Annotated in this window: 11 protein-coding genes; 7 read left to right on the top strand and 4 right to left on the bottom strand. The window is 65.5% G+C overall.

Translation table 11 applies throughout. The features are described 5' to 3' along the window. Positions 1 to 2: 2 nt before the first annotated feature. The gene (locus tag L8F97_RS17505; protein WP_242153167.1) at positions 3 to 7,082 is read right to left on the bottom strand and encodes an autotransporter outer membrane beta-barrel domain-containing protein; all 7,080 of its coding nucleotides are present in this window, start codon (positions 7,080 to 7,082) and stop codon (positions 3 to 5) included. Positions 7,083 to 7,258: 176 nt separating this feature from the next. Here L8F97_RS17505 and L8F97_RS17500 point away from each other — a divergent pair, with 176 nt between their 5' ends. Further along, complete coding sequence (locus L8F97_RS17500) at positions 7,259 to 7,456, top strand: hypothetical protein (RefSeq protein WP_242153164.1); 198 nt, start codon at positions 7,259 to 7,261, stop codon at positions 7,454 to 7,456. Positions 7,457 to 7,538: 82 nt separating this feature from the next. Here the strand turns inward: L8F97_RS17500 and L8F97_RS17495 are convergent, their stop codons facing one another. After that, positions 7,539 to 9,092: a DHA2 family efflux MFS transporter permease subunit gene (locus L8F97_RS17495; RefSeq protein ID WP_242153161.1), complete on the bottom strand. Its 1,554-nt coding sequence runs from the start codon at positions 9,090 to 9,092 to the stop codon at positions 7,539 to 7,541. A 90-nt stretch (positions 9,093 to 9,182) separates the two neighbouring features. On the opposite strand from L8F97_RS17495, the gene L8F97_RS17490 reads away from it, so the two are divergent. From L8F97_RS17490 to L8F97_RS17480, 3 genes are all read left to right on the top strand, one after another. Further along, on the top strand, positions 9,183 to 10,268 hold the full coding sequence (locus L8F97_RS17490) for a type III polyketide synthase (protein WP_277925047.1): 1,086 nt from the start codon (positions 9,183 to 9,185) through the stop codon (positions 10,266 to 10,268). Beyond that, positions 10,265 to 10,768 (top strand): isoprenylcysteine carboxyl methyltransferase family protein, encoded by a 504-nt coding sequence (locus L8F97_RS17485; RefSeq protein ID WP_242153156.1) that lies wholly within the window; start codon positions 10,265 to 10,267, stop codon positions 10,766 to 10,768. The genes L8F97_RS17490 and L8F97_RS17485 overlap by 4 nt, the downstream gene beginning before the upstream one ends. Positions 10,769 to 10,835: 67 nt before the next feature. Further along, positions 10,836 to 11,078, top strand: a complete 243-nt coding sequence (locus L8F97_RS17480) for a hypothetical protein (protein ID WP_242153153.1) — start codon at positions 10,836 to 10,838, stop codon at positions 11,076 to 11,078. A gap of 75 nt (positions 11,079 to 11,153) precedes the next feature. Here L8F97_RS17480 and L8F97_RS17475 read toward each other — a convergent pair whose 3' ends face one another. Together L8F97_RS17475 and L8F97_RS17470 are read right to left on the bottom strand one after the other, a co-directional pair. Next, positions 11,154 to 12,956 carry a glycoside hydrolase family 9 protein gene (locus tag L8F97_RS17475; protein WP_242153151.1) on the bottom strand — a complete coding sequence of 601 codons (1,803 nt, stop codon included), beginning with the start codon at positions 12,954 to 12,956 and terminating at the stop codon, positions 11,154 to 11,156. A 112-nt stretch (positions 12,957 to 13,068) separates the two neighbouring features. Beyond that, positions 13,069 to 14,211 (bottom strand): SGNH/GDSL hydrolase family protein, encoded by a 1,143-nt coding sequence (locus tag L8F97_RS17470; RefSeq protein ID WP_242153149.1) that lies wholly within the window; start codon positions 14,209 to 14,211, stop codon positions 13,069 to 13,071. Positions 14,212 to 14,346: 135 nt separating this feature from the next. On the opposite strand from L8F97_RS17470, the gene L8F97_RS17465 reads away from it, so the two are divergent. From L8F97_RS17465 to L8F97_RS17455, 3 genes are read left to right on the top strand one after another with little or no spacing between them, the layout of a single operon-like run. Continuing rightward, on the top strand, positions 14,347 to 14,640 hold the full coding sequence (locus tag L8F97_RS17465; protein WP_242153146.1) for a hypothetical protein: 294 nt from the start codon (positions 14,347 to 14,349) through the stop codon (positions 14,638 to 14,640). A 59-nt stretch (positions 14,641 to 14,699) separates the two neighbouring features. Next, positions 14,700 to 15,653, top strand: coding sequence for a glycosyl hydrolase (locus L8F97_RS17460; RefSeq protein WP_242153143.1), 954 nt, complete (start codon positions 14,700 to 14,702; stop codon positions 15,651 to 15,653). Next, positions 15,650 to 16,990, top strand: a complete 1,341-nt coding sequence (locus L8F97_RS17455) for a glycoside hydrolase 5 family protein (RefSeq protein ID WP_242153140.1) — start codon at positions 15,650 to 15,652, stop codon at positions 16,988 to 16,990. The genes L8F97_RS17460 and L8F97_RS17455 overlap by 4 nt, the downstream gene beginning before the upstream one ends. The last annotated feature ends 47 nt before the right edge of the window (positions 16,991 to 17,037 follow it).

Raw genomic sequence — 17,037 nt, 5'->3', positions numbered from 1 at the left:
CGTCAGAACGCAAGCCGCAGACCGGTCCGTCCGCCGGCACGATGATCGGCCTCGCCGCTTTCACCGGTAAGTGCGCCGAACAGCGTAAGGCGCGGCGAGAGCGCGATCTCAGCCCCAAGCGTTGCGGTTGCGAGAACCGGTGCCCGTGATGCACCCTCGGCCAGCAGGGTGAGGTCCCCGCCGCCGAACCCGGCCAACGCGGCCGGCGTGCGGCCCTTCGCCTGATAACGCGCGCCAAGTGACAGGTACGGTGTAATCCGCGCACCTGGCACAAGCGCGCTTCCGCTGAACGTCAGTCCGCCATCTACGAACACCGCCGTGTGGTTGCGACGCGCAACCGACAATGCGAAAGCGCTGGTGCCGACCTCGTTTGCTGCGGAGCGGGTGGCGCGAATTGCGGTTGCGCCGAGGCTCGGTCGCACCGTCCAGGTTCCGGTGACGGGCAACGCGTAGTCGATTAACGCGTCCGCTGTCCAACCATGCAGGCGATATTCCGCATAGACGCTCCCGTCGGGCACCGAACGCCGGGTGCTGGCATCACCGCCATCATAAGCGACCGTCGCCTTGATGCCGAAGCCGCCGCTGGCGAAGCGGCCGTGCACGCCTGCCACCGCGCCATCCGCGCGGGTATGCGCGGCCAGGCCCACCAGCGTTTGGCGGTTGTTCATGTAGCCGCCAAACGCGCCGATCGACCAGGTTGCGCCGCCAAAGCCGATCCCGCCGAGGAAGCCATAGCCGTTGGTGCGCGCGAGCGCGTTGCCCGAAACCGCATCCGCCTCCAGCGTTGCCGTTCCGCCCAGCACGCTCGCGAAGGTGAACAGCCCCGGCGTGTCTCGCCGTGCGGCAAAATCCGCGCCGCGCCCGGACGCGGCAAGGGACAGGCCGTTACCGACCGTGATCTGCTGGGCCGAGGCATAGGCCTCCGGCGTCAGTTGCCCGAACAGCGCGGCGTTGGACGCGCCGGACGCTGTAACCAGCGAGGGCGCCACCGCGAGCAGTGCCGCACTAGATTTCCCGCTGACCAGAACGGTATTTACATAATCGATGCTGCGCCGGACCGGCGCCGAGAAGCTCGCGTCGTTGAGGAACTCGCCCGCCAGTCGGATGCGGGTGTCGTCCTGAACAAGGAAACCGAACAACGAGGCCGGTTTCACCACGGTGGTGTAGCTGCCGGTAATGCCGCCGCTCGCCACGATCAGATCGGTGACCGTGCCCGGTTTGACGGCGCCAGTGGCGACGAGTTGCAGCGTCGCGCCTTGCGCAATCGAAAGCGCGCCATTGACGACGAGCTTGTCCGATACGCTCGGCGTGATCTCGAACAACGAGGTCGAGCCACCCGCCAGCGAGACGGTTCCGTTGACCGTCATCGTGCCGGGCGATGCGCCCGGACTGAGCGTGCCGTTCACCGTGACGTTGCCATTGACGGTGCCCGCCGAGCCAAACGTCGCGTTGCTGCCCACCGTGATGTTGGACGCCGCGATGGTCGACCCGGCAAGACCGACCAGGCGGCCGCCCGCCAGCGCCACCGTGCCGAATGCGGCATCGCCCGACACGGTCGCGAAACCGGCGCTCATCCGCAGCGCCTCGATGCCGGAGACGGTTTCGAATGCGACGGGTGCGGCGACGCTGCCGCCGGACACGTCGATGCTGTCGGTGCCAATGCCACCGGCGACCGAGCCGGCGAAAGTACCCGCGATCGTGAGCCGATTGTCGGCCGGGCCAAACGTGAGGTGTGAGGTGGTAAGCGATGCGTCTGCTGCGATGGTCAGGTCGCCGGCGATGGTGGCGGTGTCGAACGAGAAGCCGCCGCCATTCAGCGCCAGCGTGCCGCTACCTTGTGCGACCAGCTGCTCGAAGCCGGTCAGCGTACCGCTGTTGAGGGTCAGGCCGTTCGCAAAATCGAGCGTTGCCGTGTCGGTGCCGGCGCCGGCGCCGCCCGCGACGGTTCCGATCAAGGCGCCGCCACGCGCCAGCGTGAAGCTGTCGTCGCCCGCGCCGAGGTCGATCGAGCCGGCCAAGGTGCCGCCGGAGGCGACCGTCACCGCCTGCGCGCCGTCGCCAAACGCGAGTGCCGCACCATCGCTACCAAGCGTTCCTGCGATCGTCAGCGTGCCGTTCGCCAGCGATACCGTTTCGAAATGCGTGGCGGTGCCAGTAAGCGTGACCGGTCCGTTAGCGGTAAGGCGCAGCACGTCAGTCCCGTCGCCGCCGTCGTAGCGGCCGGCCAGAGTCGTCGCGCCGAGTGCCAGCGTGTCGTCGCCACCGCCGAGCGAGGCTGCGGCGACGTCGCCGTCGACGGACGCGCTTTCGGCAGCGGCGCTGCCGTCGATCCGGCCGATCGTGAACCCGCCCAGGCTCGCGTTCAGGTTCGCACCGGCGAGCGAAACCGACTGGAAGTTCTGATCGAGCGCCAGCGTAAGCGTGCCGGTGCCGGCCACGGCGAGTTGCTGGAAGTTGGCGCGCGCGCCGATCCCGCTGCGATTCCCGTTGAGGATCACGCGGTATAGGTTGGTGCCGCCGCCGCCATCAACGCCGCCGGCCGCGATGCTGCCGGCCATGTCCGTGTAGCTATCGTCCCCCGCGCCGAGCCTCACCGCGCCGGCGATGCGACCGGCGTTCACGATGCTGACGCCCGCGTCACCGCCGGTGATCGTGGTTACGCCTGACGTTGCCAGCGTCTGCCCCGCGGCCACTGCCAGCGTCCCGCCCGCGAGCGCAATCGTATCGACGTTGAACGTGCCCGAGTAGTATCCGGTGCCGGTGCCGGTGCCGGTTTGCGTGACGGTTTCAAAATTGCTGATCTGCGATGCGGCGAGGGTGGCGGTACCGCCGCTCGCATCGACGATGTAGCGGTCGTTACCGTCACCGCCGTCAACTAGGCCGCTCACGGTCGCACCGACACGCTGGATGAAGCGATCGTCGCCCGCACCGAGCGAAACCGCACCGTTGATGGTGCCGGCATTGTCGAGCGTGTCCGCGCCATCACCTAGAAAGATGTCGCCGGTGATCGTGCCGGTGTTGACGATCACGTTGTCGAACGCGTCGAACGTCTGGATTGCGGTGCTCGTCTTCGTGCCGGTCGCGGTGATGACGCCGGCATTGCTCAGGTTCAGCGCGGTCTCCGCGATGAGGATGGCGTAAGCACGTTCACCGCTGGCGGTAATCACACCGCTAGCCGTGTTTGTGATCGTACCCGACAACCCGGCGCCGCTCACCAGCAACGCGTTGGTCTGCGGGTAAAGATCGGGGCTAGCGCCGGTGGCGGTCGCACGGATCGTGCCGCTATTGGTGATGGTGTACGCGATCGGCTGTGGATCCGGATCCGCATTCAGGCTGAGCGCAGTCGCGTTCGTGCCGCTTGCCGCATCGACCTGCGCGGAAAGCGTACCTGAATTGGCGATTTGGATCGTGCCTCCGTTGTCCGACCCGAAATCATAGACGTTGATTGCGGCTGCCGCCGCTTTGTTGTCGCTGGAGATCGTACCGCTGTTCGCGAAGTCGATCGCGGTGGGGGCGACATCCACGTAACTATAGTTCGTCGCCGTTAAACCGCCTCCGCTGATCTGGCCACTGTTGCGGATCGTCATGACACTGGTCCCGCTTAGCAAGACGCTCGGTGTGGAGTCCCCGTAGGGATAATATGGGTAACCGGGGTAGGAATAGCTGGGGAGCGACGCCTCCGCTTGCGTGATCGTGCCGCTGTTGGTGAAGGCGGACGTCGTGACGGAAACGCCGCCCGCAATCGAGCCTGTGTTGGTGATCGCCGCCAGAACCTGATCGTCCGGGAACAGCGCGGCCGAAGCAAATGAATATGGTATGCTGCTAGGCAGTGCAGTCGACAAGCTGCCGGTGATGCTGGCCTGATTGACGACCTGACCGTTGCCGGCCACAAACAGGTTGCCGCCAAAGGTGCCGTTGGCCGTTACCGTGGCGACCGTGTCGGCGCCGAGTACCTGCACGAGGCCGTCTTCGAAATTGCGGACTTTTGAAAGGTCGAGCGCGACCGTGTCGCTGCTCGTCAAAGAACGTCCATATATGTCCCGCCCGGCGCCACCATCGATGGTGCCAGAAACACCTAACGCATCCGCAGTTTGCAACAACAGGTCGTCGCCGTCGCCGAACAGCAGGTCACCTGCGATGGTGCCGCCGGCCGCCACATAGGTGCTGTTGCTGTAGGAGCGGGTGGGTGCGCCAGAATAATATGAAACGTCATAGCCCAGGTCGACGGTGCCGCTCACGGTTCCGGCGTTGCTGAAAAGACCGGAATACAGCTGCACCGCGGTGCCGCCGGTCCCCGTTATCATGCCGCCTGCCGCGTTGACGATCACAGCCGTCGCGGAGCCATAGCTGTTACGAATGGCGCCGATCGCGACGCCACCAGTGCTGGCGATGGTGCCTGAATTTGAGATCGTAGAACCCGAGGCCTCGACCGCGACGCCGCCGACGCGGATCGTCCCGCTGTTGTTGACAGTGATTGGCCCCGTGATGCCGTTCGCCATCGCGCCGCCGTCAACCTGCGTGATGTCACCCGAATTGACCAGAGTTTCAGGCTGGAAGTTGCTGATGCCGGTGCTGCCATCGAGCAGAATCGAGCCGGCATTGGTGATGCTAGCGCCACCGGTAATGGCGGTGAGTGAGCCGGCGGCAGCTCGGTTGGTCACGGTGATTGTTCCGAGGTTCGCGAAAGTGTCGTCGCTATTCAGGGATACGCCGGACAGGGAATAGGCCGTGCTATCTGCTGACTGCAAGACTGTGATGTTGCCGCGGTTGGTGATTGCCAATGCCGCGGTTTCAGGACTGCCGTCCGGATACGTGATCGCTTTGGTTGACCGGATCGCCGGTGCATCGATGACCGAAACCGCCCCGTTGAGATCGACGCTCCCGTTGCCGGCTAAAACAAGCGTCTGCGTGCGGGCTTGGCCATCAGGACCGCTAAGCGTCAGCTTGGCGCCGTGGGCGACTTGGTAGCCGACACTGGAAAACGGCGTTGTATCGCCGGAAATCAAATTCGCGGATGTGTCGGTGTTGATGGCGTAAAGCAGCGAAGCCTTGCCGGTCACGGTAACGGTTCCGTTGATACCCGCGAACGATCCGGTGCCGGTGTTGACCAGATCCGTGAGAAGCGTGCTGCCATCACCCATCGCAAGGTTTCCGTTGAGCGTGCCACCGCTCAGCGCCAGGTACGCGGCGGCGCCATCGCCCACCACGACGTTGCCGTTGATCGTACCCGCATTGGCGATGCTGGCGTTGTATCCACCCATGACAGCCGGACCACTGCCGCCGCTTACCACGCCGCCTGCAGCATTGGTAAAGGACTGATCGATCGACACACCCGTCCCGGCCGAGCTGATCGTCCCCGTGTTGGTAAGATAATAACCGTACGACATCACTCCGGTGGTCGCACCAGTGATCGTGCCGCTGTTCGACGATCGAAGCCCGACATTTCCGAACAGCGAGACACCGACCCCTGCCGTGGACGTGATGGTGCCGCTGTTGTTCAGCACGGCGTCGGACATCTCAACGCCGGTGTTCTTGGTCGTGATCTGGCCGCTGTTCTCCAACGTGTTGTTGAACATCGAGACGCCACGGCTATCATTGGTCACGATGCCGCGATTGATGAAGTTATGGTTGCTAAAGGTTACCGCATAGCCACCACGCCCATAGGTATCCACGACGCCGGAACCTTCGATCGTTCCTTCGTTGGTGAACACGGCGGAGGAGGCGAAGCCGTAATCGAGATCGCTGATGCCAGGCGCGGTGAGGGTCGTCCGGTTGATCACCGCTCCACGGCCGCTCAGAGTCAGGGAGTTTGCGGTCGAAAATCCCGCCAAAAGCGTCGCGGTCACCTGGGCGTCAGGCGCCAGGACGAGTTTTTGAAACCCGGCGTCGAGGTCGATCGGGGTAGTTACGTCGGTGTCTGCGGAGAATACTACACGCTCGACATTGTTAGTGCCGGCGGTGGTGATCGTGCCGGTGATCCCGGTCGCCAGCGCGCGACGGCCGACGTAGGTTGCCGCCACCGTGTTGTTGTCGTTGCCAAACGTTACCGCGCCATCGATCCGCCCCGTCGTGGAGTCGATCGTATTGCCGCCGCCGGTCGCCACGACATTGCCGGTGACGACCCCCTTGTTGACAAGGTTGATGAACGACGCTTGCACTGCTGTGCTGCCCGCAGAGGTAATCTCGCCGTCTGCGTTGTTGGCGATCGTCAGTAATCCGGCCGACAATGCCGCGCCGGAGCCTGCGTTGGCGATCGTACCATCGTTGGTGATGGTCGTTGAAGCGGTGGTATTGCGTAGCGTCGCGGCGTTCGAGGTGGAGCGGATCGCGCCGCCCGCTGAATTGGTGATGGTGGCGTAGTAGCTGCTATTGGAGTTTCCGGAGTCCACCGCGCTACTCGCGCCACCATCGATGCTGCCCGCGTTGCCCAGCGTGACCACCGGGCCCAGGATGCCGCCAACGATTGCGCCGGCCGCCTGGTTGGTAATCGTCGTGAAAGTTGCGATCGATTGGTCGTAGCCGTAGGTGTTTGTGGTAGCGTTGCCGAGCAGGGCGATGCCGCCCGTACCGGTAAGGGTTCCGGCGTTATCCACTGTCGCGGAGATCGTCCCGCTTGCATTGCCGGGCGACGGGAGCAAGGCGAGTGCCGTCGCGCCCGAAACAGCACCGCCTGCGCCTACGGTGAGCGCGATTTGCTGCGTACTGTAGTAAGATGGCGTTGTCGAAGTCCCCGACATGACCGCAATCGCGCTCTGTCCGTCTGCGGAAACGCTGCCACCCACGTTGATCGTGTTCGCGGTAAAAGAGCTATAATCGCCACGCAGGACGTCGACCGTGATCGCTGAGGTGCCGGTGGTGGTGACGTTCGCGCCTGGCGCGACCGTCAGCGTTGTGTTCGCGGTGGTCACCCGGATCCCGTCGGTGTCATTGCCGGAGCAGGCGGTGGTGCCGTCCGCAATGGTGGGGTCGGGTGAACATTGCGCCGTCGCCGCACTGGCGCTCGCCATCATCAGCGCCATCGCGCTGCTACCGACAGCGAACTTCCACCGACGCGCGGATGCGTCGATACCGACCTTGCTCATGTGCTTCCCCCCCAATCGGCGTACTCTGCCGATCGGCCACGATATGAACAATTGCCGAAATGTGTCTAGTCATATCGAACCGCAGCTTCTTCGTGTCTGCTTGATTTTGTTACGTGATCCTTGCGATTACCCGCCCGGAACTTGAACTTGACAAGCGGCAATGACAGGAAAGTAGGATGCGTACCGTCTCCAGCACCGCCAGCGCCCGTCTATATCACTTGAGCGAAGAGGATGCGGCTGCGCAGACCCTGTTCTACGGGCCGCTGGGCGAAGCCTTGATGGTGGCGCGACAGCAGCCCGAGGACGTACAGACCGGCCTCTGGCTGGCGACGGAAAGCGACGTGGTCGCGTTCCTCGATCTGGATGAGGGTTGAGGAGCGGAACTGCTTCGCCTTCGCGGCGGGACGGGGGCGTCTGTGCGGGACGTAAGTCGGCCAAGGCGCAGCCGCCTGTCGTCTACGGGCGCTGCGATGCGTGTTGGTCCGCCTGTTTCCCCCTGCGGACCAGCGCGATCAGCAGGAGCGAAACCGCGGTCAGCACCGCGAGCATCAACCATGCGTCGTTGATCGCGTGAACCAGCGCGGCTTTTGCGATCAAGGGGCGCACCATCTCCTCGACCTCCGGCCCGATCGGCTGGCCGACCTGATCGAGAAACGCGTCGCGCGGAATGCCGATCGACACCGCCGTGGCGACGTCTCCGTGGCGCAGGCTGCTCGCGATGTCTCGCGCATGTCCGGCACTTCGGCTGAAGATGACGGTATCGATCAGCGCCAGCCCAATTGCCCCGCCGAGATTGCGCATGAGGTTGAACAGGCCGCTTGCGTCCGCGACCATCCGCGCCTGGATGTTGCCGAGCGCCAGCCGCGTCGGCGGCAGCAGGCAGAACATGATCGCCGCGCCTCGTAGGGTTTGCGGCACGAGCATCTGCGCGAAGTCGGTATCCTTGGTCTGCGTCACGCTCATCCCCATGCCGACGGCGAACACCGCGAAGCCGAGGCCGGTCAGCACGCGCGCATCGACGCGTTGCTCCAGCGCAACCGCGATCGGGGCGGCGACGAGTTGCGCGATCCCGGTCACGAGCATGATCTCGCCGATCTCGAGCGCGCCGTGCCCGCGCACCAGTCCGAGAAAGAACGGCATGAGGTAGGTCGATCCGAACAGCCCGACGCCGAGCGCGAAACTGAAGGCGCAGCCGATTGTGAAATTGCGATCGGCGAAGTTGCGAAGCTCGACGATGGGATGCTGCGACCGCAATGTGCGCCAGACGAACACGACGCCGCCCACGACGAATAGCGCCAACGGCATTGCCACCCGCAGCGAGCCCCAGCCGAAGCGTGGTGCATCCTTTAGCCCAATCTCCAGCGCGGTCAGCGCGACAGCCAGCAAGAGCACGGCGACGATGTCGATCGTCCGCAGCGCGTGGCGATCGATTGGGCTGTGCGGCAGCATGGCGGCGGCGCCGGTCGCGGCGACGATGCCAGGCACGATATTGACCAGGAACAGCCAATGCCACGAATAGGTCTGCGTCAACCATCCACCGACGATCGGGCCGATCGTGGGCGCGAAAACGGCGGCCAGACCGGCTATCGTCGTGGCCAGCCCCTGGCTACGCTGCGGGAACAGCAGGAAAACCGCCGAGAAAACCGCCGGGATCAGCGTGCCGCCGGCAAATCCTTGCAAGACCCGGAATGCGATCAGCGTCGCGAAGTCGTGACTGATCGCGCACCCCGCCGAGGCCAGCGTAAACGTTGTGATCGCCACCACGAACAGCCTGCGCATGCCGAGCAGCCGTGTCAGATAACCGGTCATCGGAATGGCGACGATCTCGGCGGTGAGGTATGCGGTCTGCACCCAGACCATCTGATCCGCACCGATGTGGAGCGCGGCGCGGATCGTCGGTAGCGAGGTCGCAACAATCTGGATGTCGAGGATCGCCATGAACATGCCGAGGCACATGAAGGCGAAACCAATCCAGGTACGGGCGGTCACGTGCGGTTGGGACTCGGTCATGATACCTTTCGGGAACGACACTTCGGCGGGCTGGATCAACCCTTGCCGGAACCCACGGCGCGGGAGATCGTTTCCTTCGCGTCATAACAGATGTGCCGGGAACGCCGGTCGGATAGGACCTGCATGCGCCACCCGGTAACGATGTTGTCGCTGGCGACCGCGACGCCACCCCATATCCTGGATCAGGCGGTCGCGCTGGAGATCAGCCGGGACGTGCTCGGCGAAAGCTTCGGCGATTTCGAGCGGATGGCATCGGTGTTCGAAACCGCCGGTATCCAGACCCGGCAACTGGCGTGCCCGCCGGACTGGTATCGCACCCCGCGCGATTTCACCGAAAAGACCGCTGCCTATCTGGCCGCCGCCGACGACCTGTTCGTCGAGGTTGCCGGCAAGGCGCTCGCCGCCGCCGGGCTGGCGGCGGCGGATGTGGATACGATCGTGACCGTGACCACCACCGGCATCGCCACGCCAAGCCTGGAAGCGCGCGCGATGCGTCGTATGGACTTCCGCCAGAACGTCGCCCGCGTGCCGGTGTTCGGGCTTGGCTGCGCGGGCGGTGTGACGGGGCTTGGCTTGGCCGCGAAGCTGGCGGGCGCGACACCGGGATCGATCGTCCTGTTCGTGACGATCGAATTGTGCAGCCTGACGTTGCGGACGCGAGGGACCGGCAAGGCGGACATCATCTCGACAGCGTTGTTTGGTGATGGCGCGGGCGCCTGCATCTTGAAGGTGGGCGACGAGGGTTTCGCGGAGGTGAGTGCTTCCGCCGAGAAGACATGGCCCGACACGCTCGACATCATGGGTTGGGAGATCGAGCCGGGTGGCTTCGGCGTGGTGCTCAACCGCGCGATACCCGCGTTCGCGCGCCGCAATATGCGCGCGGCGATGGACGAGATGCTCGGTCCGCAAAACCTGCGGGTGGAGGCGGTGGATCGTTTCATCTGCCATCCGGGCGGTGCGAAAGTGGTGGACGCGCTGGAACTCGCCCTGTCGCTGCATCAGGGCTCGCTCGACCATGAACGCGCGACCCTGCGGGACCACGGCAACATGTCGGCCCCGACCGCGCTGTTCGTGCTCGACCGGGTGCGGGCCGACGCGCTGCCGCCGGTATCGGTGCTGACCGCGCTCGGACCCGGCTTCACCGCCAGCACCGTTACCCTGAAGCGCGCGGCATGACGCTTGCCATTGCGGTGCTGGTGTTTGTCACCGTGCAGCGACTGATCGAACTCGTCATCGCGCGCAGCAACACCGCGTTTCTGCTGCGCCGTGGTGCCTACGAAGTCGGTCGTCGGCATTATCCGCTGCTGGTCGTGCTGCACGCATCGTGGCTCGCCGCGCTGTGGTGGTTCGGATGGCGGGCTTCTGTCAATCTCACGCTGTTCGCGCTGTTCATGGTGATGCAGGTGCTGCGCGTGTGGGTGTTGGCGACGCTGGGGCGGCGATGGACCACCCGTATCATCGTGCTGCCCGGTGCGCCGCTGGTGACGAATGGTCCGTTCCGTTTCCTGCGGCACCCGAATTATTGCGTGGTGATCGCCGAAATTGCGTTGTTGCCGCTGGCGTTCGGGTTGCCGTGGGTGGCGCTGCTGTTCTCGATCCTCAACGCGCTGGTGCTTTGGATCAGGATGACCGCCGAAAACCGTGCGTTAGGCGACAACGGGGTGAGCCACGCCTGATGATGCGCTACGTAAAGCAACCCCCGGACGAGTAGGACGACATATGCAACGAGCAGGATATCTGGCGATGGTTCTGGCGCTTGCCGTCGTGAGCACGGCCACGCCCGCGGCAGCTGCCGACGAGGGGCGCAAGGCCTGTTTCGCGGATGCCAAGCGTCTTTGCCCCGCCCAGGTAAAGGCTTTCAACCGCAAGGCCGCCGAAGCGTGCATGATCCAGCGCATCGACGAGACCTCGCCGACATGTCATGCCAAGATGCTGGCGATCCGCGACCAGCGGATGGCGAAGCAGCAGCCCTCCCACCGCGACTAAGCCCAACCGAACGTGAACCGCTCAATCGCCATGCTGTGAGGCTTTCGCGAGCGCACGACATCCGTGCGCTAGGCGTTAGTCCGGCATGGTCAGATACGTCGACACCCACAGCAGCGGCGCGTTCCAGTTGATCGCGACCTCATTGTCGGCATAAGCGCGCGCGTCATCGAGCCAGCATCGCTGCGGTGCGCAGTGCCCCTTAAGGGTGGCGGAGGTGGGATCGGCGAAGGCGGTATTGTTCGCGCCGCCGCTCATCACACCGGGAGGCGGCCCGGGCAGGCGCGGATCCAGTGAATGCGCCCAGAAGCGATGATGCGGGTGGCGCATCGCCTTCCAGCCGAAGCCTGACACGTAGCTTTGATCGAGCGGGTTGCGACCGAGCACATAGTCCGCCGCATCGACCACCGCGTCACGATACGCGGCCTTGCCGGTGAACCGCGCGGCGAGCGCCAGTATGATGCCCCGGTTGAGGATGGTGCCGTTCGATCCCCATTGGTAGCGGTTGGACGCATAGGGGATGTGATACCCGGAGCGGGCATCCTCGGCGAGGAAGCGGTCGGCAAGCGCGATCAGTTTCGCGCGGGCGGCGTCGCGTTCCGCCGCCGGTATGCCAGCGGCGGTGGCAAGCGTGATCGTGCCGAGCGCGGCGGTACTGCCCCAGCCCGGGGCATCGCCCAGCGGCGCGGCGTGGAGCGCCATGCGGTGCAGCGCGGCGGCGAGTTCGGGCATCCGCGTGGTGGCGTAGAGTTCGGCGGTGGCCCAGTAGAGTTCGTCCGACAGATCGTCGTCGCCATAGCCGCCGCTACCGTCGAAATGCTGCGCGGCGTAGACATCCGGGTTGCGTAGCGCCGCCTGATACGCCTTGGTCGCCGCGATGAGGCAACGGTGCGCGAACGCTTGGTCGATCGGCTTCCAGATGCGTGCGCATTGCGCGGCGGTGGCGGCAAGGTTCAGCGTGGCGGCGGTGCTGGGCGGGTAGAGCAGCCGCTCCTCCGGATCGTCGGCGGGGACGGTCGGCAGCGCGGTCCAGTTGCGATCCGCGACCTTGTGATGCGCCATGCCGCCGGCATCGGTAAGGGCGAGGTGGAGCGGGCCGTCGCCCTGTCGGCCGTGCGGTAGCGCGAGACGCTCGCCATCGGGCACTTGCATGGCGAGCAGGAAGCGCAGTTCCCACCGCGCCTCGTCGAGCAGATCGTTGCTGCCGTTGCCCGCCTCCGGCAGCGCGGCGCTGCCGTCCGGGAAGGGCGGCGCGGCGGCGTTCGTCTCGTACAGGTTGAGCAGCGTCCACACCGCGATGCCGCCGTTGACGACATATTTGCCCTGATCGCCCGCGTCGTACCAGCCGCCGGTCACGTCGAGCGAATAGCCGCAGCCCGGCCATGTCGTGCCGGCGCGATCGACGCCCTTGAAGCAGGTGACGACCTCGTGCAGGTGGCCGGCGGCGCGCGCCCACGCCTTGCCGCCGGCGAACGCCGCCTCGATCGGAATGCCGGCGCGGGTCTGGTAGAAATAGTTGAGCGCGGCGCGGGACAGCGGGCGGTAAACCTCCGTACCGATCGCGAACGGGTGCGATTCCACGCCGCCGGCCTCGATCCGATAGGTTCCGGGCGTGCGGACCCCGCCAAGGTCGATCCGGTGGACGTGATCGCCGGAGGCGGCATCGTCACCGAACGGCTGGGTCTGACCGGTGATCACGACGTGATCCTGCGCGTCGAGCAGGCGCCACGGCAGCGGCGCGGTAGCGGACGTGGCGAGGATCGCACGCTGTGAGGTGTCGGGACGGAAGCCGATCTGGTTGAGGTGGATCGCGGGAGCAGGCGTGTTGGCGAGCAGCGCGAGTAGCGTCGCGGATGCGGTGAACCGGCCGATGCGTGCCATATGGTGGTCCTTCCCGAAGATCATGAATAGCGGCTGGCGCGGCAGGCGGCATTGTCGCCCGAGACGACGGGATCGACCGCCGGCGCCGACGCTACCAGCAGCAGCGGCGCGATCACTTGTGCCGATCCCATACGCGGGGTTGCGCATCGATCACCCGTTCCAGCGTGGCGGCAATAGTGCGATCGTCGGCGAGATCGGGGTGGCTATGGCAGCCGGTGAAATGCAGGCCGTCGACCTCCACGAACGCGACGCGCCGGTCGCCTGCCTGTCGCAGGTTCGCGGCGACACGACTGGCCTCGCGTGCGATTTCGCCATTGGCTAGGTCGGTGGCCCATAGCAATACGAACGCCCCCGGGTAGCGCTGCCGCGCCTGACGCACGAATGCGGCATAGGTGCGCTCGTAATCGGCGTGGAGTGCGTCGCGGGTGGCCCAGCGCTCGCCGGATTTTAGTTTTGTCGAGAAATCGTTGGTGCCGAGTGCGAACACCACCACCTGCGGATGCCAGCCGGTGCTCCGCTCGGGCGTTTTGCCGTCGAGCAGCGCGTAGGGGTAGGCCTGCGGCATGGTCGGCGCGGCGAAACCATCGTAGTTGCGCACGATGCCGCGCCCCGAGATCGCGTTGATTTGATAGTCTGCATCGTAATGCGCGGCAGTAATGCCGGCGGGGCCGTGTGGCGTGTCGGTCGTCGCCCAGACCTGATCCTGCGTGCAATCCGTGGTGGTCGCGGTGTTGCCGTAGCCGACGGTGTGCGAATCGCCGATGAACTCGATCTGCCGACGACGCGGCGGCGGGGGCGCGAGCGGGGTCGTGCCAGGGGGTGCGAACAGGCCGCCGAAGCTGGTCGGGCCGGCCTGACTCTCGCTGACGACATCGATGCGGATGCGGTGATCGCCTGTGCCGGGTGCTGCGATCCGGTAGCGGGCCGCCGCCGGCCGCACCAGCGCGATCGGCGCACGGCCATCGACCGTTATGCGTAGCGAGACGTCACCCGGACCGACTGCGAGATCGACCGCCGGACCGCGAAAGCGCGCCTCGAGATAGGTGCCCGGCCATTGTCGTTGATAGCGCATATCTGGCGCAGTGCCGTTCGTCACGACACGCCCGCCAATGTGAAGCGCAAGCGGGCGGCCTTGGGCGACATCGGCACCGAGTTGCACGATCGCCCCCGGCGGTTGCGGAGCGGACGCGGCGCAGAGCGGGGCGGCCACGACCGCGAGCAGCACCAGCCTGTGATCGAAGCGCCTGCCGACCATGATCCTCTTCCCCTCTTTGTGTTGTTGGCGAATACCCTAGGCGCGCATCGGCGGCCGGACAACGTAGAGAAATGATTTGCTTTTCCGATGTCTATGGCCACCGTGGTATGGTGACGAAAGATCGTGAGGTCATCGGTGGCTGAGGACTGGATCGTAGGCATGGCTCCGGTGCCGGACGACGTCCCGCGATCGTCTAAGCAGATGGTCGAGAGCATTCAGCGCCGCGCTGGTGACGACTTCATGAAGCCCGGCCACGTCATCTCCTCGATCAGGCATTTCCTCGGCGATGGCGGCACCGGCGGACGTGACCAGGGCGACACGCGCGTTTCTGAAGAGCTGCTGCGCGACATTCATGCTGCGGGATATATCAGCGGCCTTACCGCTGGCGCGTTGGATGTCGCCGGCCCGGTTCGTTGCGGTACGCGGTGAGGGGCGGCGGGCCGGTCCTGACGCGGCGGAACACGCTGGCCGGGGCGGCGGCGTGTGCGATGCTGCCTCGGCGGCTCGGTGCCGCCAGCGCGGCGCGAAGCTTGTCCAACCCGGCTGCAAACAGGCCGGCGCGGGCGCTCTATGCGTGGCTATGGTCGCTTTACGGTCGGCGAACGCTGAGCGGGCAACAGGAAAGCCCGGGTAAATCGCGTGACGAGCTGAGGTACATTGAGCGTACCACCGGCAAGCTGCCCGCTTTGCTCGGCTTCGACTATATTGACCCGGCCGACTGGGGCGGCGTGCGCGAGCGTGCGCTCGACTGGCACCAGCGTGGCGGCGTCGTGACGGTGTGCTGGCATTGGGGTGCGCCGGACATCGGAACGGGATATGAAAATTCCAAGCGCGATTTCGACGTGTCCGCCGCGCTGCGGCCGGGCACCACCGAACATCGGCTGATGACCGAGCAGATGGACGCGGTGGCGGGCGAACTGGCGTGGCTGCGCGACCACAACGTGCCGGTGCTGTGGCGACCATTTCATGAATTCAGCGGCGACTGGTTCTGGTGGGGCAAGCATGGGCCGGAGGGGTTCCTCGGCCTGTGGCGAACGATGTACGAACGGTTTTGCGGCCACCATGCGCTCGACAATCTGATCTGGGTGCTGGGTTGGGCGGGACAGAACGTCGACGCGCTTTATTACCCTGGGCGCGGCATGGTGGATATTGCGGGGGCGGACATATACGTCGATCATCACGGCAACCTTGCGCCGATGTTCGCCGAAGTGAAGCGGATCGTCAGCGACAGCGTGCCGATCTGCCTGCATGAGAACGGGCCGATTCCCGACCCGACGACGCTGGGGCCGGATGCCGATTGGCTGTGGTTCATGACGTGGCACACGCGCTGGCTGGAATCGCCCGATCAGAACGGTGTGACCGATCTGCGCGCGGCCTATACAGCAAAACGCTATCTGACGCTCGACGAGATCGCCGCGCGGCGGGGGAGAGGAATGCGATGACCGGAAAGATCGATCGGCGCGCGCTGCTGGGGTCGGCGGCGCTGCTGGCGGGATGTACCACGGTAGCGGCGGGCGGAGCCGCCGGACCGGCGCGCGACTTCGTGCGGCGTGACGGCATGCGGCTGATGGCGGGCGAGCGGCAGTACCGCTTCGTCGGTGGCAACATGTGGTATGCCGCCTACCTCGGCGCCGACGCGCCGTACGGCAACCGCGCGCGGCTGATGCGGGAGCTGGACGCGCTGGCGGCGATGGGGGTGACCAACCTGCGCATCCTCGCCTCCGCCGAGGAAGGCCCGTTGCACAATGCGATCAAGCCGGGGTTCCGCACCGCCACCACCGTCAACCAAACACTGCTCGGCGGGCTGGATTTCGCGCTGGCCGAGATGGCGAAGCGCAACATCCGTGCGGTGCTGTACCTGACCAACTTCTGGGAGTGGTCGGGCGGGATGATGACGTATCTGTGGTACGTCAACGGCGGGCACTACCTCGACATGAACGACCCCGCGCATCCGTGGCCGGCGTTCGCCAATTTCAACGCAAACTTCTACGGCGATGACCGTGCGGTTGGCCTGTATCACGATTGGGTGCGTCGGCTCGTCACGCGTCGCAACGGTGTGACAGGGCAGGCCTATGCCGACGATCCGACCATCATGGCGTGGCAGCTCGCCAACGAACCGCGGCCTGCCGGCGATGCCGCGCATGCGGTGCTGCCACAATTCTATGCGTGGGTGCGGGGCACCGCGCGGCTCATCAAGTCGCTCGATCGCAACCACCTCGTCTGCACCGGCTCGGAAGGGTTGAAGGGCGCGCTTGAACAGCCGGAGATCGTGCTGGCCGAACATGGCATCGCCGAGATCGATTATCTCACCGCGCACATATGGCCGAACAACTGGGAATGGGTGCGCCAGACCGACCTGCCCGGCACCTATGCGCGCGGCGAGACGCTGACCGAGGAGTATATCGCGCAGCACATCGGCTTCGCGCGCACGCTCGACAAGCCGCTGGTGATCGAGGAGTTCGGCTATCCACGCGACGGCGGCAGCAACGATCCGGCAGTCGCGACGCGGTTTAAGGATCAGTTCTACAAGCTGATCTACGCCGCTGCCGAGCGCGACATGGCGGCGGGCGGGCCGATCGCCGGCACCAATTTCTGGGCGTGGAACGGTGAGGCGCGCGCACAGCATGGCGACTTCCGCTTCCACCCCGGCGACCGTGCCTATATGGGCGACCCGCCACACGAGCCACAAGGGTGGTACGGCATCTTTACCGGCGACACGACCGTTCGTGTTGTTGCCGATCACGCCGCCCACGTCGCGCGTCTGCCGCAGCCGCGCTGAGACAAGGTGAGGGCAAGGTGCGGCAATAGCAGCCGGACGCAGGGTTA

This window comes from Sphingomonas sp. BAUL-RG-20F-R05-02 (assembly GCF_022662305.1).
Taxonomy (GTDB): Bacteria; Pseudomonadota; Alphaproteobacteria; order Sphingomonadales; family Sphingomonadaceae; genus Sphingomonas.
This window is presented reverse-complemented; position numbering and strand designations above follow the sequence as displayed.

Coding starts and splice junctions, on each gene's coding strand:
- L8F97_RS17505 (WP_242153167.1), bottom strand. CDS start 7,082: ATGAGCAAGGTCGGTATCGACGCATCCGCGCGTCGGTGGAAGTTCGCT.
- L8F97_RS17500 (WP_242153164.1), top strand. CDS start 7,259: ATGCGTACCGTCTCCAGCACCGCCAGCGCCCGTCTATATCACTTGAGC.
- L8F97_RS17495 (WP_242153161.1), bottom strand. CDS start 9,092: ATGACCGAGTCCCAACCGCACGTGACCGCCCGTACCTGGATTGGTTTC.
- L8F97_RS17490 (WP_277925047.1), top strand. CDS start 9,183: ATGTGCCGGGAACGCCGGTCGGATAGGACCTGCATGCGCCACCCGGTA.
- L8F97_RS17485 (WP_242153156.1), top strand. CDS start 10,265: ATGACGCTTGCCATTGCGGTGCTGGTGTTTGTCACCGTGCAGCGACTG.
- L8F97_RS17480 (WP_242153153.1), top strand. CDS start 10,836: ATGGTTCTGGCGCTTGCCGTCGTGAGCACGGCCACGCCCGCGGCAGCT.
- L8F97_RS17475 (WP_242153151.1), bottom strand. CDS start 12,956: ATGGCACGCATCGGCCGGTTCACCGCATCCGCGACGCTACTCGCGCTG.
- L8F97_RS17470 (WP_242153149.1), bottom strand. CDS start 14,211: ATGGTCGGCAGGCGCTTCGATCACAGGCTGGTGCTGCTCGCGGTCGTG.
- L8F97_RS17460 (WP_242153143.1), top strand. CDS start 14,700: ATGCTGCCTCGGCGGCTCGGTGCCGCCAGCGCGGCGCGAAGCTTGTCC.
- L8F97_RS17455 (WP_242153140.1), top strand. CDS start 15,650: ATGACCGGAAAGATCGATCGGCGCGCGCTGCTGGGGTCGGCGGCGCTG.